At 52.6% G+C, this 20,105-nt stretch carries 12 protein-coding genes; 5 read left to right on the top strand and 7 right to left on the bottom strand.

Annotated features, from left to right (window positions below):
- The first annotated feature begins 9 nt into the window (after positions 1–9).
- The 4 genes from EG028_RS02380 to EG028_RS02365 all read left to right on the top strand — a co-directional run bounded on the left by EG028_RS02380 (position 10) and on the right by EG028_RS02365 (position 9,390).
- Complete coding sequence (locus EG028_RS02380) at positions 10–3,138, top strand: ligand-binding sensor domain-containing protein (RefSeq protein ID WP_120514443.1); 3,129 nt, start codon at positions 10–12, stop codon at positions 3,136–3,138.
- Between the two features lie 84 nt (positions 3,139–3,222).
- The gene (locus tag EG028_RS02375) at positions 3,223–3,852 is read left to right on the top strand and encodes a response regulator transcription factor (RefSeq protein ID WP_241559037.1); all 630 of its coding nucleotides are present in this window, start codon (positions 3,223–3,225) and stop codon (positions 3,850–3,852) included.
- Positions 3,853–4,544: 692 nt separating this feature from the next.
- Positions 4,545–7,664 carry a SusC/RagA family TonB-linked outer membrane protein gene (locus EG028_RS02370; protein WP_120514441.1) on the top strand — a complete coding sequence of 1,040 codons (3,120 nt, stop codon included), beginning with the start codon at positions 4,545–4,547 and terminating at the stop codon, positions 7,662–7,664.
- Between the two features lie 19 nt (positions 7,665–7,683).
- Entirely contained in the window at positions 7,684–9,390 is a 1,707-nt protein-coding gene (locus tag EG028_RS02365) for a RagB/SusD family nutrient uptake outer membrane protein (protein ID WP_120514440.1), read from the top strand.
- A gap of 57 nt (positions 9,391–9,447) precedes the next feature.
- Here the strand turns inward: EG028_RS02365 and EG028_RS02360 are convergent, their stop codons facing one another.
- The 7 genes from EG028_RS02360 to EG028_RS27620 form a co-directional block, all read right to left on the bottom strand.
- A complete protein-coding gene (locus tag EG028_RS02360; protein ID WP_120514439.1) occupies positions 9,448–9,738 on the bottom strand; it encodes a hypothetical protein in 291 nt (96 codons plus the stop codon).
- 351 nt (positions 9,739–10,089) lie between these two features.
- The gene (locus EG028_RS02355) at positions 10,090–12,219 is read right to left on the bottom strand and encodes a c-type cytochrome domain-containing protein (RefSeq protein ID WP_120514438.1); all 2,130 of its coding nucleotides are present in this window, start codon (positions 12,217–12,219) and stop codon (positions 10,090–10,092) included.
- A 1-nt stretch (position 12,220) separates the two neighbouring features.
- Positions 12,221–13,237, bottom strand: coding sequence for an NHL repeat-containing protein (locus EG028_RS02350; RefSeq protein WP_120514437.1), 1,017 nt, complete (start codon positions 13,235–13,237; stop codon positions 12,221–12,223).
- A 4-nt stretch (positions 13,238–13,241) separates the two neighbouring features.
- Positions 13,242–14,699, bottom strand: coding sequence for a DUF1501 domain-containing protein (locus tag EG028_RS02345; RefSeq protein WP_120514436.1), 1,458 nt, complete (start codon positions 14,697–14,699; stop codon positions 13,242–13,244).
- Positions 14,700–14,826: 127 nt separating this feature from the next.
- A complete protein-coding gene (locus EG028_RS02340; RefSeq protein ID WP_120514435.1) occupies positions 14,827–17,136 on the bottom strand; it encodes a PSD1 and planctomycete cytochrome C domain-containing protein in 2,310 nt (769 codons plus the stop codon).
- Positions 17,137–17,458: 322 nt separating this feature from the next.
- On the bottom strand, positions 17,459–17,581 hold the full coding sequence (locus EG028_RS28000; protein ID WP_262707095.1) for a hypothetical protein: 123 nt from the start codon (positions 17,579–17,581) through the stop codon (positions 17,459–17,461).
- 61 nt (positions 17,582–17,642) lie between these two features.
- Positions 17,643–17,798: a hypothetical protein gene (locus EG028_RS27620; protein ID WP_162946217.1), complete on the bottom strand. Its 156-nt coding sequence runs from the start codon at positions 17,796–17,798 to the stop codon at positions 17,643–17,645.
- Positions 17,799–18,197: 399 nt separating this feature from the next.
- Here EG028_RS27620 and EG028_RS02335 point away from each other — a divergent pair, with 399 nt between their 5' ends.
- Complete coding sequence (locus EG028_RS02335) at positions 18,198–20,102, top strand: DNA topoisomerase IV subunit B (RefSeq protein ID WP_120514434.1); 1,905 nt, start codon at positions 18,198–18,200, stop codon at positions 20,100–20,102.
- Positions 20,103–20,105 lie beyond the last annotated feature (3 nt).

Raw genomic sequence — 20,105 nt, 5'->3', positions numbered from 1 at the left:
ATCTACTTGATGCGTTCACCACTTCAGATAAGCATCTTTGCCCTATTTTGGTTCCTGGCCTTAATACAAACCGCCTCCGCGCAGGAACGGACGTATAATTTCGATTCCTACGGCGTGGACAGGGGGTTGACCCAAAGCAGCATTTACAGCCTTATCCAGGATGAAGAAGGGTTTCTCTGGATCTCCACGTTCGATGGGGTAAACCGGTTCGACGGGTATGTATTCAACGAATACCGTTATAATCCCGCTTTTCAGAAAAATCCGCTCCGCCCGGAAGAACGTGTGGTATACAGTTCCGCTTCCCAGCAGGGAAGGGCCGTTATCAAGAGCTTCGGCCTCAGTGGCACGCGGCACCACACCTTTTACCGCGACGCCCGCAACCAGCTCCTGGTAGCCCACAATCTCGGCATCAGCCTGTACGACCGTTACAAAAACAGTTTCCGCGACGTATTCGTGGATTCCGGTTATGTCAACGAAGCGGAACGGGACTTTGTGGCCAAATTCAAGATCCTCGGCGAAGACCAGGCCACCCAGACCCTTTGGGTATGGCGCCCTTCCAAAGGGCTTTACCTGCTGGACAACATTACATATGAACTGAAAAAGATCATCCTGTACCCGCCCGCCTTCATGAAACGCAAGATGATGGCGCAAGCGCTCGTCAAACAGGACGATCATATCTGGATGGTGTTCGAGAAGGAGCAGCTGGTGAAAATGGATATCCATACCGCCCGGCTCACCACTTATTGCCTGCCCACCCTGGCGGACAGGCCCGTGATCAAGGTGCTGAACACCGATTCGCTGCTGGTGGCCAGCAACGGTCATATCACCATCTTCGATACCAGACGGAATAAGTATACGGACCTTCCCTTCACCATGGAAAACGAGATAAAAGAACCGTTCCTGCCCACCGCCATCGAGCTGGACGGCCGCGGGAACGCATGGATAGGAGGGAACAACGGCGTGCTGGTGTTCAATTTCGCCAACCACGAGATCACCAACCACATCACCAGCTTCAACACCTTCGAAACCAATTCCTTCAACCGCATACTCGCCCTTTACCGCGACGCGGGAGACAATATGTGGGTAGGCACAGACGGGGACGGGCTGAAGATCTACGCCCCCAACAAAAAGGTATTTTCCCTCTACCGCTCCCCCCGCATCTCCCACAACATCGTGAAGTCCGTGTACAAACACGACGACGGCCGTTTGTATGTCGGCCTGCTGCAGGACGGCCTGGACATCTACGAAAAAGGCGGCAAATACCTCAAACGTATTTCCAACGAAGAGAAACCCGGCACTTTCCCGGTCAACAGCCTGCACGCTATCTGCCGTGAAGACTACGAAACGCTGTGGTTCCATTTCATGAGAGGCAACATCGGCCTGTTCGACGTCAAATCCGAAACCTTCCGCAACCTCACCACCAAAGTACAGGCGCTGGGCCTGCCCGTGCAGGAAGATATCCATCCTTTTGTGAGTAAGCGGCCGAACGGCGAGACCTATTTTAACTACGGCGAATACCTCCTTAAATTCGCCAGTACCGATAAAGGATACTCCGCGGCCATCGTGCACCGCTTCCCGGACGAGCAGCTCACCTGCTTTTTTGAAGACTTCTGGGGCAACCAGTACGTAGGCACCAAGGCGAGCCTGTATTGCCGGAAAACAGACCAGAGCAAATGGATACAGATCAACCTGGGGCTGAGGGACGTAGAGATCAAATCGCTCAACAAAAACGCGCACAAACAGCTGCTGGTGGCCACGAATAAGGGGCTGCTGGTGCTGGATGAAGAATACCGCCGGCTGAAACATTACAACAGTTACGACTACACCGGCATGGTGAGCGACTTCGTATACGCCGTGCTGCTGGACGATAAAGACGGTATCTGGATCAGTCACAACAAAGGCATCACCCAGATCAGGCAGAACGCGGACAACCTGGTGACCTACAACTTCGAGGACGGGCTGCAAAGCAACGAGTTCAACACCGGCGCTTATTTCAAAAGCATGGACGGCGAACTGTTCTTTGGCGGCATCCGCGGCGTGACGGGTTTTTATCCCCGCAACTTCAAAAACAATCCCTGGACGCCCAAGGTGATCATCAAACGGCTGGAGGTGCTGGACAAACCGTTTAAGTCGGACACTGCGATATCGCTGCTGCACAAAGTAGAGCTGCCTTACAACCAGAATACCATTGCCATTGAATACGTGCCCCTTGAATTTACCAACCCCTTGAAAAACAAGGTACAGTACATGCTCGAAGGCGCGGATGAAGACTGGCTGATGGCGGGTAACCAGAGTATGGCCCGTTACACGAACCTGCGGCCGGGTAATTATATCTTCAAAGTAAAAGCCTGCAACAACGATGAGGTGTGGAACACAGAGCCCACCACCCTGCAGATCGTGATCAGGATACCGTTCTGGCAAAGCCTCTGGTTCAGGTTCCTGCTGCTGCTGCTGGTATTGGGCATCGCTTATTATTTCTCCGCGCTGTACCTGGATTACAAGATCAGGAACGAAAAGCTGAAGCTGGAGAAAGAACAGGCGGTGGACCAGGAGCGTGCGCGTATTTCCAGCGACATGCACGATGACCTTGGCTCGGGTCTTTCCACGATCCGCCTGCTGAGCGAAATCGCGAAACGCAAGATCAAGGATACGGGGCAGACCAAAGAGATAGAACGCATATCGGAAGCAGCGGGAGAGCTGGTGGACAAAATGAGCGAGATCATCTGGGCCATGAACTCCTCGAACGATTCGCTGGCGAACCTGATCGCGTATATGCGCAGTTTTGCGGCCGATTTCCTGGAGCATGCGCATATCCAGCATCACTTCATTATACCGGAGAATATTCCCAATGTGAAGCTGAGCGGCGGCACGCGGAGGCATATTTACCTCGCGGTAAAGGAGTCAATGCACAACGTCGTGAAACATTCCCAGGCTTCCGAAGTGATCATCGAGGTGAAAGTTTTTAAGAATATGACGATTATGATCAAGGATAATGGAAAAGGTTTTGACCCCGAAAAGGTACGCCTGTTCGGCAACGGGCTGAAGAATATCGAGAAACGCATGCAACAGGTAGGAGGGCAGGCGGACATCATATCTCAAAACGGTACAACGGTTTTCTTAGATATACCATTAAATTGATCTAAATTTACTTTTAATAACATCTTGGTGTTATGACTTTAAACTGAAATGATGGTATATTCGAAAAAAAAGCTACAAAATAGCATGGATATCATCTCTGTGGCTATTGTTGAGGACAATCATGATATCCGTCAGGCCATGGAGTTGTTGATTAATGGTTCAGAAGGATATGCTTGTATTGGCGCTTTCAACAATGCAGAAAATGCACTGGAAAAAATACCCCAATTGTTACCCAACGTGGTGCTGATGGACTTTAACCTTCCCGGTATGAATGGCATCGAATGCATCATTCGCCTCAAAGCGGAATTCCCTGACATGCAATTCATGATGCTCACCGTATACGAGGACGATGATAAGATCTTTATGGCCCTGGAAGCAGGCGCCAGCGGGTACATTCTCAAAAAGACCTCTCCCGGTGAACTGCTGGACGCCATCCGCGACCTGCACGACGGCGGCTCGCCGATGAGCAGCCAGATAGCCAGGAGGGTGGTGGCATATTTCCAGAAACAGGCCAAACCCAACCCCGCGCTGGAAGCCCTTACTTCCCGCGAAAAAGAAATTCTCGACCAGCTGAGCAAAGGTTTCCTCTACAAAGAAATTGCAGGCAACCTGTTCATCAGCATCGAAACCGTGCGCCGGCACGTGCACAACATCTACGAAAAGCTGCACGTCCGCAGCCGGACCGATGCGGTTAACAAATATTTCAACCGCTGAGGCGGATATTAACATACTCAAATGCCAGGGGAATCACGCAAGTGGTTCCTTTTTTTTACCCGATACTTCCTCTAAATTAACCCAAACACCCAACCTGTTCATTTTTTTCCGATATTCGGAGTATTGAAGCGTATATCACACGCTTATTTTTTGCTGTTTGGCTGCAAACGTTTGCGCTGGGCAGTGATCAACCAATATCAGCAGGGCGTCAGAGAGATGAACCGACTGGTATGTAGCCCGATACGATAATTCTAAATCCACGAGTATGAAAACGTTAAATCACTTCCCGGACTTCAGCGGGAATTAATCCAGGAAATATATACAAGCACGTACCTGACTGCGTTGAGCGGCATTACAATGCCGAAGGGGCCTGCTATTTCCATAAAATAACCGTCTCACGCCGGCAAAGACCGACCATATCCTTCACGAACGGTTTTCATCCGCTTGTCTGTTCCCGCTTACCTCTTGCCTGAAGGCAACCCGTCACGTTTACAGTAATTGACATCCGTATGGATGATGATCCGCCATGCGCGCGGTATTATCGCCCATACAGCTAACATATAAACTAAACTGTATGACGCTGACTGTACAAATAAAGAATCATTCCTGCCGGAGCAGAGCCCCGTCTTTAAGGGCACTCAGCAGAAATCCCATGATCATTCCACCCACTTTTTACTTTTAAAAATTCCGTTATGAAGAATTATGTTACTTGCCATGCATTGTGGCGGGGCCGCGGCGGGTTATCCCTGCTGTTACTGTTCCTGGCTTTATTGCTGCCACCGCACCTGTTTGCCCAGGAGCAGCAGATCACCGTTAAAGGAACGATCGTAAGCGCTACAGGGGAAAAGCTGCCCGGCGCGGCAGTAGCGCTGAAAGGCACCTCTAAAGGTGTAGCAACCGATGCGAACGGCCTCTTTTCCATCGACGTGCCCGCCAACAGCACCATCCGCATTTCCTTTATCGGGTATGTAACACATGAGATCAAGCTGGGCGCAACAGCCCCGGCTAACCTTATCATCCAGCTGACGGCCAACAACGCGGACCTCAACGAGGTGATCGTAGTGGGCTATGGTAAACAAAAACGTTCGGACATTACCGGCTCTATTGTTTCCATCAACGAGCAATCCCTCAAAAACACGCCGGTGCCGAACATCAGCGCGGCTTTGCAAGGCCAGGCCGCCGGTGTGGATGTGCAGAAGAGCGGCGGCAACAACAAACCCGGCTCTTCCCCTAAAATACTTATCCGTGGCAACCGCTCGCTGAACGCTTCGAACGATCCCCTGTTTGTAGTGGATGGCATCCCCTACAACGGCAATATCAACGACCTGAACCTGGATGACGTGACGTCCGTGGAAGTGCTGAAAGATGCGTCCGCAACGGCCATTTACGGTTCACGCGGCGCGAACGGCGTAATACTGATCTCTACCCGCCGCGGTAAGATCGGTAAAGCCCAGGTGAACTATTCGGGGTATTATGGTATGGTGAAGAACCGTGGCAAATTCCCTGTTATGAACGGCGAAGAGTTTTTCACATTCAAGAAATGGGCGAAGTACTGGGGCGCTATGGGCTCCCCGTCTCCCTACACCGGCATAGACGATCCGCGCCTGAACAATCCCGGCGAAGAGTTTACGCCGAACGAGATAGAATCGGCAAGGACGGGCCGCAGTACGGACTGGCAGGACCTCATCTATAAAACCGGCATGAACACCAATCACCAGGTGAGCGTTACCGGCGGTACGGAATCTACCCTGTACGCCATTTCAGGCGGTTACTTCAAGGAAACGGGCATCTATCCCGGCCAGTCCTTCGAACGTTTCACCGTAAAGGCCAGCGTGGATCAGAACTTCAGCGACCGTCTCAAAGTAGGCCTCAGCTCCCTGAATACCTATAGCGTAACAGAAGGCGAAGGCGCCAACCCGATGGGCCAGGCCCTGAGAGCCAACCCGCTTTCGACGCCCTACGATTCCGCCGGCAACCTGGTAGGTTTCGTGGAAGGCAATGCCAACCAGGTTTGGAACCCGCTGGCTAACTTTGTGAAAGACGCCGCTGTTGAAACGCGCAAACGTTTCGGCACTTTCACGAACCTCTACCTGGACTACGAATTCCTGCCCGGCCTGAAATACCGCTTCAACTCCGGTATCGAGATCCGCTCGGACGTATACGGCAACTTTTATGCGAGCAATACTACGAACAACCTGGGCGCGCTTTCCCGCTCCAGCAACCGCACGCGTTTTTCCTCCAATTATACGCTGGAGAACCTGCTCACGTACGACAAGATATTCGCGCAGAAACACCGCGTGAACCTTACCGGCATGTACAGCTACCAGCAATCCAACTACCAGGATAATAACTTCAACAACCAGAACCTGCCGGCGGACTTCCTGCAATACTTCGGCCCGCAATTCGGCTCCAACCTTACGGGAGACGGCAACCAGGAAAGATGGGCCATTATCTCCTACATGGGCCGCCTGAACTACGGGTTCGATGACCGGTATCTGCTGACCCTCACCGTACGGTCCGATGGTTCTTCCCGTCTCGCGCCGGGTAACTATTTCAAGCTGTTCCCGTCCATGGCTTTGACCTGGAACATTACCAACGAGAAATTCCTGAAAGACAATACCACCTTCTCCAACCTCCGCCTGCGCGCCAGCTACGGCAAAACAGGCAACACCGCCATCAATCCCTACCAGACGCTTGGCAGCCTCCAGGACGTGAAGTACAATTATGGAAGCAACAACATGGTAATAGGCGCATACCTTGCCGGCATCCCCAACAAAAACCTGACCTGGGAATATACCACCACCTGGAACGGAGGCCTGGATTTCGGGTTGTTCAACAACCGCATTTCCGGTGCTATCGATGTGTATAAGGCTTTCACCAGCGACCTCCTGCTGCCCAAGAACCTTCCGCCTACTTCCGGCATTCCGAACTCCATCCTCCTGAACGTAGGTAAGACGGAGAACTTCGGGATAGAATTCCAGGTGAACACCGTGAACTTCGTTCCGAAAACACGCAACGACTTCGGCTGGACCACGGACTTCAACGTCATGATCAACCGCGGCAAGATCACCGAACTGTCCGACGGCGTTACCAGGGATATTTCCAATAACTGGTTCGTGGGTTACCCCATCGGCTCCATTTTTGACCTCCGCAGGATCGGCATCTGGCAGAATACATCCGAAGATTCCGCGGCAGCCCGCGCATATGGTCAAACCCTTACCGGCACCGGCTCCGTGATCGGCAACATCCGTTATGAAGATGCGGACGGCAATAAAAAGCTCAGCACTTCGGATGACCGTGTGATACTCGGCAGCGGCCAGCCGGATTGGGAAGGCGGCATGACCAACCGTTTCACCTACAAAGGTTTCGACCTCACCGTGGCGGCTTTTGCAAGGATGGGCAGCACGCTCATCAGCAACATGCACAGGAGCGGCGGATCGTTTACAAACACCTTCCAGAGCAATTACAACAACCTGGCGGTGAACTACTGGACGCCCACCAATCATGAGAACCGCTGGCCCAGGCCGAACGCGGCGAATACGAACAGCCCCAACTCCAATACCCTCAGCTATTTCGACGGCTCCTACCTGAAGATCAGGAGCATCGGGCTGGGGTATAACCTGGCGCCGAACGTTACGCGCAGGATAGGCGTGAAGAACCTGAGGGTTTATTCCACCGTGGAAGACCCCTTCATCCTGTTCTCTCCTTATGTGAACGATTTTGGTGGACTGGATCCTGAATCAGCAGGCGCGCTGGCGGTGGACACGCCGCCCACATGGTCCCTGATCTTTGGTGTGAACGTGACTTTTTAACTGATTAAAACAAGCTAGTATGAAAAAGATATTGTTTTGTTTCGGTACTGCCCTCGCGCTTACAGCAGCGGGCTGCCAGGATAAACTGAAAGAAACCCCGCATTCAGTGATCACGCCGGAATTCCTGGAAACCGCGCAGGGCTTCCAGATGGCTTACGACGCCAGCTACGCCGGCGGCCGCACGGTATGGGGAACCATGGATTATTTCTTTATGACCGTGCCCGGCACCGATGAATTTATTTCGGGGAAAGACGGCAGCAACGATATGAACAAATACGCCAGCGGCTATACGTCCACTACCGGTACGATGAACAACGTGTGGCGCCCCTGTTACCAGTACATCAATAACTGCAACGGCGTGATTGCCGCGGGGGAGAAGCTGAAAGGCATGGACCCGGAGAAAAGGGACCGGATGGTGGCGGAAGTGAAATTCCTCCGCGCCAGCTATTATTTCGTGCTGGTGCAGCTGTTTGAAGACATCACCGTATACACCGAGTTCCAGACAGACGCAAAAACGTCCGCTGAAAAACAGACCGGCGATGTGGCTTTTAACCAGATCATCAAGGACCTTACAGAAGCGATCCCCTTGTTGCCCGCCGGGCCTTTCTCTGATGGCATGATGCCCGGCAAAACCAATAAGGCGGCGGCTATGCACCTGCTTTCGAAAGTATACCTGTTCAGGGCGGGCGGCAAATACGCCAAGCCGGACGATTTCAAAAACGCTGCCGCCGTGGCCGTGGACCTGATCAGGAATGTAGCGCCCGGCGCGGGCCTGCGCCTGCAGGACGATTTCGGGAGAGTGTTCGCGGAAGGCAACGAGGAGAACTCCGAAGTGCTCTGGACCGTTCAGCATACCTCGAACCTGCCTTATAACGGCCCCGGCAACAGCAGCGGTCACGACAATATCCTGAACCATCTCTGGGTGCCAAAGTACGAAGACCTTGATGGTATGCAGCGCGATGTGAAATACGGCCGCCCGTACATCCGCGTGGTGCCTACCCGCTGGCTGACGGACACGGTATTCAAGGAAAGAGTGATAGATACCCGTTATCAAAAGACCTTCCAGGTAGCCTGGCTGGCCAATAATCCGAATAAGATACCAAAATGGCCAAGCCCGTTGCCTCCCGGCGCTCCCGCAGGCGCGGTAGCCGGCGGCCCGAAATTCAAAGTGGGGGATACCGCCATCTTTATGCCTGGCATAAACAAGACCGACGCGGAGATCGCGGCGAGCCCCTACACGCTCATACCACCGAGGAAGTACAACACTTCCATGTCCCCGGCCATGATCAAATATTACGACACCAAACGCGCGGATATGAACTATCCTTCTATCCGCCCCGTGATCGTGTGGAGGCTTGCGGAGACCTACCTGAACGCAGCTGAAGCGCTGTACAGGGATGGCCGCCCCGGAGAGGCGCTGGAGTTTGTCAACGCGGTGCGCAGAAGAGCGGCTTATCCCAATCCGAACCCACAACAGATGGATGTAACGGTTGCGGACCTGAGCATCAACTTTTTCCTGGACGAACGCTCCCGCGAACTGTGCGGTGAGCTCACCCGCTGGTTCGACCTGGTGCGTACCGGTCAGCTGATAGACCGTGTGGTGCTGCACAATACGGACGGGCAGAAGAATATCCAGGCCCGCCACGTGGTACGCCCCATCCCGCAGGCGCAGATAGACGCGGTGACAACAGGAACAAAATATCCGCAGCATCCGCTGTGGGATTAACATAATGTGTGACTGACACAAAAAAGCCCTTTCGTTTGAAAGGGCTTTTTTGTGCGTTTACTTTTTCAGCGGCGTACTGAAATCAGGTATGGGGGACCTGAAAGGAACCCATTTACTGATTACATTAATGTCTTCTTCGATGTTATCCAACCGGGCTTCTATATTAGATAACCTTATGTCGAATCTTACATCCATGCCATCCAGCCTTACGCTGATGCCATCCAGCCTTTCAACAACCCTGGAGTTGATACCCTCTAAACTATCTAATCTTTTATTCACATTGGTCTCCATGTTTACTATGGATTCCCTGAGCGCTTCAAATTGGATCAATACGTCTTTATTATCCATATGAGCTAAATATTTTAGCAAATGTATTTTAAATCAAAACGCACTTTGATATTATTTTAATTCTAATAAGATTTGAGGGTTAAAATATCATCAGTGGTATTGGCCTATTCCCTGGTTTAACTGAAATTTCTCGGTCATTCCCTACTAAATCACTAGGAAATGGCCGTCCCTTAAACCGGCCATGGTGCTGCATTTGAAGCATCACCCTACTGACATCCTCCTGACATCCTCCGACCATCCTCCGACCGTGTTCGGTCGTAGCAAGGGTTTGAGGTACTTTGGTCGGAGGGTCGTCGGAGGATGGTCGGAGGATCACCGAGAGATCGCCGGATGATCATGGTAGTATTTTGTCTAATTGATCAGCACTTCATCCACGAACACCCATGCTTTTTTCCCTTTGCCCTCGTGCCAGGAAGGGAGTTTGGGTACGGGTACCGCCACTACCTTCAGGCAGCTCACCTCCTTGCCGGAGAATTTACACTCCAGCGGATTATAGGCCGGGGGCGTGTCTTTGCCGGGCATGACGGGATGTATGGTCTTAAGGAGGGTAAGTTTATCCGGATTGGCACCGCCCCATATCTCCAGGCGTTGCGGGGGGAAGATGTAACTGTCTTTGCGTTGCAGGGTACTCACGGTCACCTCGCTCACGTTGACGGGCTTTTTAAACAGCAACAGCAACTCCATATCGTTGTAACGGAAGCCGAGCCATTTGCCGTTGCCAAAGTCGAAATTGCCGGTCTGGTGGTCCAGGAAAGTTTTGGCGCCCTCACCGGTATACTTTTCATTGGCGGGTTTCAGCAGCACGGCATCGTCCGGCTGATAGGTGGTTTTCAGGAAACGGGCCTTTACCACTTCGCTGCCGTACCAACCTGCCTTATAGGCGCGGGCCTTTACGGTGAAGGAGCTGTCAATCCGCAGGCTGTCCATATACACCTGGGAATTCACACTGTCAGGCTCCGTACCGTCCAGCGTGTATCTTATCTCCGTGCCTTTGATAGGGTGGCGCAGGGAAAGCGTCTGCTGGTTGAGGAAAATGGTCTGTTCGTTTTCTATGATAGGGGCATTCAGCTTCAGCGGCTCGCTGGCACTGGCGTTGTATCCTCTTTCAAAACGGATGCGTTTTTGTTTATCCAGCTGGTCCCATTCGCCGTTGGTGAGTGATGTGCTCCAGCAATATACCTCACGCAGCGTTTTATTTTGCATCAGCGGCTGCAGATGCGGCAGGCTGATGGCGGTGCCGGAGAGGGCAAGGCTTTGCAGGTGAGGCAGCGCGGCGAGTTCTTTCAGCCCGTCACCTTTGATGGAGGTGAAGTCCAGGTTGATCCTGCGCAGTTGTGTGAATTGTTTGATCACTGCGAGGTCTTCGTCCTTGACGGGCATCTTTTGCAGGTGAAGCTCCACCAGCTGGTCTTTCAGCGGCAGCAATTCTTCCAGCGCCTTTTTGTTGTACTGGTCTTTGTTATAAAAGTTCGCTACCAGCGCCGGGCTGTTCCGTGCAATGGGATAAATGACGCGGTAGTTGTTGTTGAGTTTTTTAAGCGTGCTTTCGCTGGCGGCGGCGAAGGTATAGTCTTCTTCCGATGACCCTCCAAGGAATTGAGCCGCCAGCTGGTACAGGGTATCTTCCCGGGGAAGCGCGGATACCATCAGTTTAAAATCAGCGCCATGGCTGATCCATTGTTGGAGAATGTCTATTTCTTCATCCGTAAGTTGTGTTTTGTTTTTAGGAGGCATATGCTCTTTCGCGTCCAGCGGGAGATGAAGGCGCTCCATCATCAGGCTGGCGGCCGGGTTGCCGGCGATGAACAAAGGGCCGGTCTTTCCGCCTTTCAGCAATTGCTCCGTGGTTTGCATCAGTAGTTCGCCTTTTGCTTTGGCGGAGTTGTGACAACTGTAACATTTCTGTTCCAGTATCGGCTTCACGAGGTGGTCGAACACGGCGGCCTGTGCAATCGGTACGCCTTTGGGCTTGGGCGTTACCGGCGCCAGCAGGAAATCGTCCCCGTGGGTAAGGTTCGCGCCGAAGTGGCCGGTAACGGCGATGGCGATCAGCAGCAGTGCGCCGCCGGGTTTCAGCAGCTTGTTGACAGAAAGCGTTTCAGCTTTCACTTTGGTGCTGCGGTACCAGTAGAGCGCCGTGGCGATCCAGAGCACGGCAACGCCCGCCCATTTGTGCCAGGCAAGCATATCGCCGCCGTATCCTTCCTCGCGGGAAAGGATGATGCCCATGATCACGGACAGCGCGGCGGATAAACAGCCTACCAGCCAAAGCCCGTTCAGCAGGCTCCTGTCTCTGAATTTCATGAAATCCAGCGATACGGCGAGTATGATCAGTACGATCGGGAAGTGCAGCAGCAAAGGATGCATCCTGCCCGCCACCTGCAGCCAGGCGGGGATGTGCAGGTGCTGATAAAAAACGAGCAGGAAAAGGATAAATATATTACACGCGATAAGCGCATTGTCCGCAATCTTTTTCAGCATGCTACACGCGTTTGAATTTATAGGGATATACTTTGTTGGAAGCCCATTGCGCTACATAAATGTTTTCTTCATCATCCACCATTACATCATGTGGCTGATGTAATATTTTTTCCGCCTGCCGCATAGGTTTAAGCACGCCGTTTTCATATTCGGGCGCGGTGCCGCCGAGGTTGGACACTACTTTATTGTCTTTGTCGAGGATCGTGATAAAACCGCTGCCTTCGCTGCCCAGGTCCGGAGAGCGCAGTACGGCCGCGTAGAGATGATCGCCTTTGATCACGGGCCGGCACACGCAGGCGCCGGGCAGCATGATCTTCTCCTGCAGTTCGCCGCTCATGCTGAAACGTTTGAAACAGTTGCGTGTGCGGTCTGTTACCAGCAGGGTGGGCGTTCCGTTCCTTTTATCGATGGTAATGCCGTGTGCGTTGTCCAGGTGTTTATCTTCCTTGCCTTTGCCGCCGAAGAAGCCGAGCAGCTTGCCGGATGCGTTATAGTGAAGGATGTACTGGGAGCCGTAGCCGTCCGCGATAAAAAAATCGCCATTGTCCGCCACGGTGGTTTCCGTTGGTACAAAGGCTTCCTTTTTGGCATACACGCCGCTTTCGGCCGGGTAATCGATAGTGAGGAGGATCTTCCCGTCCAGCGTGGTTTTGAACACCTGGTGACGGTCTGTGTCCGTTATAAAAAGCGTGCCTTCGGGAGACAGCGTGAGGCCGTGCGCACCGGGGAATTCATGCCCCCAGCTGTTCAGCAGTTTACCGCTTTTGTTATAGATCAGTACATTGTTTTTAGTCTCGTTTGTGAGCAGGAACACGCGGCCTTTTTTGTCCTGTATCATCTCATGGCAGTCCTTTACGGGAAAGCGTGCGGGATCGAGGTTGCCCCACTTGTTGTCCAGCCGGTACTTCATATTGTTATGACCATACACTGCGCCGTTTTCGCGGGCAAATAACCCATTGCTGATATAAAATGCGCCGCCGGCGATGGCTGCGGACTGCAGGAATTTTCTTCTGTTCATATAGTTATGCTATCAGGTCTTTTATAACGGTGCCAGACACGTCTGTGAGACGGTATCGGCGGCCGAGGTGTTTGTAGATGAGTTTTTCGTGGTCCAGTCCCAGCAGGTTCATCACCGTGGCCTGGAAGTCGTGTACGTGTACGGGGTCTTTGGTGATGTTGTAACCAAAGTCGTCGGTTTCTCCGTACACGATGCCGGGTTTTACGCCGCCGCCGGCCATCCAGATGGAGAAGCAGCGGGGATGATGGTCGCGGCCGTAATTATCGGCGGACAATTTGCCCTGGCTGTAATTGGTACGGCCAAATTCGCCGCCCCATATCACGAGCGTTTCGTCCAGCATGCCGCGTTGTTTCAGATCGGTGATGAGCGCCGCGGAAGCCTGGTCTACGTCCATCGCCTGGTTGGCCATTTCTTTAGGCAGGTTGCCGTGCTGATCCCATCCCTGGTGATACAGCTGTACGAAACGCACGCCGTTCTCGCTGAGTTTGCGCGCGAGCAGGCAGTTGGAAGCGAAGGTGCCGGGTACGAGGCAGTTCGGGCCGTAGAGTTTGATGATATCGTCGGGTTCCTTGGTGAGGTCTGTAATGTCAGGCACGGCGGTCTGCATGCGGTATGCCATTTCGTACTGCGCGATCTTGGTATTGATCTCGGGATCGCCAAATTCGCTGTAGGCGAGATGATTCAGTTCGGAGAGTTTGTCCAGCATCTTGCGGCGGCCGGTGGAATCCATGCCGGTGGGATTGTTCAGGTACAGCACGGGGCTTTCGCCGCTGCTGAACTGTACGCCCTGGTGAATGCTGTCCAGGAAACCGTTTGTCCAGAGCTTGGAATATACGCCCTGGCCGTTGCCTTTGCCGCGGGAAAGCAGTACGCAGAAGGCCGGCAGGTTTTTGTTTTCGCTGCCCAAACCATAACTGAGCCATGCGCCCATGCTGGGGCGGTTGCCCTGCTGCGCGCCGGTCTGGAAGAACGTAAGCGCCGGGTCGTGGTTGATGGCTTCGGTGAACATGGAGCGGATAATGCAGATATCATCCACCACTTTTGCCGTATGTGGGAAGAGGTCGCTCACCCATGCGCGGGCCTGGCCGTATTGTTTGAAGTCGTAGAAGGAGCCTACCAGCGGGAAAGAAGCCTGTCCGGCAGTCATGCCCGTGAGCCTTTGCCCCATACGGATGGAGGCAGGCAGTTCCTGTCCCATCATTTCACGGAGCTTCGGTTTATAATCGAACGATTCCAGCTGCGAGGGTGCGCCGTTCTGGAAGAGATAGATCACTCTTTTGGCTTTGGGCGCGAAGTGCGGTATGCCGGGCGGGAAGCCCATTTCTTCGGCGCCCGCGCCGCCGCTGAGCAGGTCCGGAATGAGGAGGGAACCGAGGGCCACGCTGCCCAGCCCGAGGCTCAGGCGGCTCAGGAAGCGGCGGCGGTTCATATTCAGGCCGTGTTCCAGGAATTCTTTATCCATCAGAGACGTGTTTAGATGTTAGGATGCTGATCGGAATCTTTCAGGAGATTGTTTTATCAGCGGTGTTATAATTGCCGGACAAGAGCTGTGCAGTGTTCCTGTTCAGCTTGTATGTATCTAATGCCTGTCAGCTTTTGCTGGTCGATTCTTCGAGATTGTATATAGCCGTGATCACCTGCATCAGCGCGGCTACTGCCGGTACTTCTTTCTTTTCAGGCAGCTGGTATTCACCGTTATGGATGAGTTTGTCCGCCATATCCGGCTGGGCGAGGAAATGCGCCTGCTGGTCTTTATAATATTCCTGCAATATGGCGAGTTCCTTCGGTTGCGGTTTGCGGCAAACGATCATCCTGAAAGCCGTTTCCACCGGTTCCTTCTTCTCCCGCAGCAGCTTTGCCGCCAGTACGCGCGAGGCTTCCAGCACGGTAGGGTCGTTCAGCATCACGAGCGCCTGTAACGGCGTGTTGGTGGTGGATCTTTTTACTTCACACTGGTCGCGGTTGCTGCCGTCGAATATCATCAGCGAAGGTGGCGGCACGGTTCTTTTGATGAAGGTGTACAACCCGCGGCGGTAAAGGCTTTCGCCATGATCCTGCTGGTACCGCGCCAGGATGCCGCGGCCGGAGGTGGCCAGTTCCCAGAGGCCTTTCGGCTGGTAGGGTTTTACGCTGGGGCCGCCGATCTTTTTCACGAGCAGGCCGCTGCTGCCCAGCACCAGGTCCCGTACGCCCTCTGCGGGCAGGCGGAAGCGCGGTGCGCGGGAAAGCCAGATATTATCAGGATCAGATTGTATTTTGTCTTTCGGCACTACGGCGCTCTGCCTGTAAGTGGCGGAGGTCACCATCTTTTTCATCAGCCGTTTGATGTCCCAGTTGTGCTCCATAAAGTCCACCGCCAGCCAGTCCAGCAGTTCGGGGTGGGAGGGCAGCTCGCCCTGCATGCCGAAGTCGCCGGAGGTTTTAACGATACCTTTACCAAATACTTCCTGCCACATACGGTTCACGAAAACTCTTGCGGTAAGCGGGTTTTGCCGGCTGAAAAGCCATTCGGACAACCCCAGCCTGTTGGGCGGAAGATTGCTGAAGCTCATGATAGAGCGGGGCGTGCCTGCGGTCACTTCAGGGCCGTGGGCATCGTATACCCCACGGTTAAGGATATACGTAGGATGCACTGAATCTTTATCGCCCATCACGGATACGATCAGCCGGTTTGTGTCCGTGCGGTTTACGAACGAGAGCACGTCTTTCACCTCCGCGTTCGAAATCTCCATGTAAGGCGTTTTGGCGTATGTTTCAGGCCCGCCTACGGTGGATTCCAGGCCTACTTCACGGATGTTGTTGAAGAAGGCGGTGAGCTCGTAATATTCTTTTTGTGTGAAGGGATCGTATTTGTGGTCGTGGCATTGCGCGCATTCGATCGTAACGCCGAGGAAAGCTTTGCCCAGGGTATTTGTCCGGTCACGCACATATTCCACGCGGTATTCCTCGTCTATCACCCCGCCTTCTTCGGTGATCTTGTGGTTGCGGTTGAAGCCGGAGGCGAGGAGCTGCTCGCGGGTGGAGCCGGGTAAAAGGTCGCCGGCCAGTTGCCAGGTGACGAAATTATTGTAGGGAATGTTTGTATTAAAGGCGTGGATCACCCAGTCGCGCCAGGGCCATTGGCTACGGTAATTATCATCCTGGTAGCCATGACTGTCCGCATACCTGGCTACGTCCATCCAGTGCACGGCCATTTTTTCGCCGTACTGCGGCATGGCCAGCAGGGTGTCTATCAGCCGTTCGTATGCGTCGGGCCGGGTGTCCGCAAGGAAGCGGTCCATCATGTCGAGGGAAGGGGGGAGGCCGGTGAGGTCCAGGCAGGCGCGTTTCAGCAGGCGCTCGCGGTCTGCTTCGGGATTGGGTTTGAGCCCATGTTGCTCCATGGCCGTCAGTACAAAATTATCGATCTCGTTCCGTGGCCATTTTTCATCGTCCACTTCCGGCGGTTTCACGGCTTTGGGGGGCACGAAGGCCCAGTGCGGTTTGTATTTCGCGCCTTGTTTGATCCACTTTTCGATCAGTTTGATCTCGTGCTGGGTGAGCTGGAGATTGGAATTGGGAGGAGGCATGCGCAGGGAAGAATCTTCCGAGATAAGCCTTTTGTACACTTCCGATTCATGCGGTTTGCCGGGAATAAAAGCGAAGGCGCCGGGCGTTTCTTTGAGCGCTTTAAATGCACTGTCTCCAATATCCAGGCGGAGGCCGGCTTCACGTTTGTTGGCGTCTGGTCCGTGGCAGGTAAAACATTTGTCTGAGAGGATAGGCCTGATGTGGAAATTGTAATCTACCTCATCCGGCAGTTTGCCGGCGGATGTATTACGCGTGCCTGAAGAGGAGGTACATGCACGGAAGAACAACAGGCCTACAGCAGCAATAGCTACTATTTGGTATCTTTTCATTGGTGTGTGGAATATGGTACCGGCAGTAATGTGGTCGCATCACTATTGACGGTAATATCAATTAATGGCCGGGGTACGGCGTGGACCGTATCCTCGAGTGTAAGCTGTAACTGTAGTGTATAATCCTGTGTGTGAAGACAATATACGCAATCCTGACGGGGTTTACAAATGTTTTGGGCTTTTTTGTGAGGATAGTATCATAAAAGGATAAAAATATTATAAAGGGAATAAAAAAGACCCGCGCCAGATGGAACGGGTCAGTTTTTTTTCTCAACTGTGCCCTGGTATGCCTTTATTACCAGGGTATGGCTTGTGTTTTGGCTTAGTGGGCGGAGCGCAGCTTCACCAGGCGCGTTTTCTTCATATAAGTACGCGCGAAATGGGCGATCAGGACCACGGAGGCAATGCACAGGCATGCCAGTTTAAATAGTAAGCCGGTTTTCATAGGTATAGGGATTAATAAGTTAAAAAGTTGTGTTCTGGATAAATTTAAGGGAGAAATACCCTCAGCGTAACATCTGCCAGGAGTCGAACTTCTGCATCATGCGGATGAACACGTTTTTGAAACGGTGCATATCCCGCTGTTCCTGGCTTACCAGGAAGGTAACCACGAGTGCGACTATCAATACAGCAATAACTAACGTAAAAAAGACAGTTTTCATCAGGATACATTTAGTTCTTTACTAGGTTTTCTGTTTTCTTTCGGAAGCCGGATGTAAATATAGATAATTTAATCATATAAAATAATATTTGAATAGAAATTTATTTGATAGCCCGTTGTTGATCACTTATCTAATAAAATATGCATTTTTTTAATTACGCGTTATTATACGAACGTGTTATTTATTTTGCTTAAAAGGCGGGGAGCGTGGGAGGAGAATGTGAATATCCCCCCAAATCTTTCAATTCCAATAAAATAAGTATGGTGCATAAAATCTACTTGGGATATTGGGACAATCCTTTATTTTTGCCAACGACCGGGTTTTGCTAAAAGATTTAGTAAGGGGCCGGGGCCAGCCTCACCCCAACGGTTTCAACATCAAGAGATTAACAGACAGACTATGGCAGAAAATAAAGACATGTTCAATGCCTATACGGAGGAATCCATCCGTTCGCTGGACTGGCGGGAGCACATCCGCCTGCGCCCCGGAATGTATATCGGCAAGCTGGGAGACGGCAGCAGTATGGACGATGGTATTTACATTCTCATCAAGGAAGTGGTGGATAACTGTATAGATGAGCATATGATGGGCTTCGGCAAGCAGATCGACATTAAAGTCTCCGAACATAGCGTGACCGTGCGGGACTTTGGCAGGGGCATCCCCCTGGGCAAGGTGGTGGACGTGGTGAGCAAGATCAACACCGGCGCGAAATACGACAGCAAGGCCTTCCAGAAGTCCGTGGGGCTGAACGGGGTGGGTACCAAAGCCGTGAATGCCCTCAGCAGCTATTTTAAGGTCACTTCCGTGCGCGAAGGCAAAGCCAAAGCCGCGGAGTTCGAAAGGGGCGTGCTCACGAAGGAACACAAGGAAACCGGCACCAGCGAGCCGAACGGCACTTTGGTGACCTTCAGCCCGGATGATACCGTTTTTAAGAACTATCATTATATCCCGGACTTCCTGGAGAACCAGATATGGAACTACTGTTTCCTCAATGCCGGGCTTATCATCAATTTCAACGGGCAGAAGTTCATTTCCAAAAATGGCCTGCTGGACCTCCTGCAGCGCAAAACCAACCCGGACGACCTGCGGTACCCCGTCATTCACCTGAAAGGCGAGGACATTGAAGTGGCCATTACCCACGAAAATCAATACGGCGAGGAATATTATTCCTTTGTAAACGGCCAGCATACCACCCAGGGCGGTACGCACCTGGCTGCTTTCCGCGAGGCCTTTGTAAAGACCGTGCGGGATTTCTACAAAAAAGACTACGACGCTACCGATATACGCGCCTCCATCTGTGCGGCCATTGCGGTACGCGTGCAGGAGCCGGTGTTCGAGAGCCAGACCAAAACCAAACTGGGCTCCATTACGGTGTCCGAAGGCGGGCAGAGCATGAAAGCCTTCGTGCTGGAGTTCCTCAGCAAACAACTGGACGATTACCTGCACCGGAACTCTTCCGCGGCGGACGCCCTCAAAAAAAGGATCGAACAGAGCGAAAGGGAAAGGAAGGAACTGGCCGGCATCAAAAAACTGGCGAACGAACGCGCCAAAAAAGCCAATCTCCACAATAAAAAGCTGCGGGACTGCCGTGTGCATATGAACGAGGAGTACAGCGGCAAACAAAAAGAGGAGCTGGTCAGCAAACAAAAGGAAACCACCATCTTTATCACGGAGGGCGATTCCGCGAGCGGCTCCATCACCAAAAGCCGTAACGTGGAGACGCAGGCTGTGTTCAGCCTTCGTGGTAAACCGCTGAACTGTTACGGCCTCACCAAAAAGATCGTATACGAGAACGAAGAATTTAACCTGTTGCAACACGCCCTCAATATCGAAGAAGGCATGGAAGGGCTGCGGTACAATAATATCGTGATAGCCACCGATGCGGACGTGGACGGCATGCACATCCGCCTGCTGATGCTCACGTTTTTCCTCCAGTTCTTCCCGGACCTGGTGAAGAACGGGCACGTGTACATCCTGGAAACCCCGCTGTTCCGAGTGCGGAACAAACAGCAGACCATTTACTGCTACAGCGAGGAAGAAAAACAGAAAGCGGTGAAAAAGCTGGGCAATAAACCCGAGATCACACGATTTAAAGGCCTGGGTGAAATTTCCCCTGAAGAGTTCGGCCAGTTCATTGGCGACGATATGCGTAAATCGCCTATTATTCCTTCGCAGGAAATGCCGGTGGCCAAAATGCTGGAATATTATATGGGCAAAAACACCCAGCACAGGCAGGACTTTATCATCAGCAACCTGCGCTACGAAAAAGACCTGGTAGAGGAGGCTGAAGAAGCCAAGGCTTAATTA

It is taken from the genome of Chitinophaga barathri (genome assembly GCF_003807585.1).
Classification (GTDB): domain Bacteria; phylum Bacteroidota; class Bacteroidia; order Chitinophagales; family Chitinophagaceae; genus Chitinophaga; species Chitinophaga barathri.
Note: the sequence above shows the minus strand (reverse complement) of the source record. Positions and strands in the feature narration are given on the sequence as shown.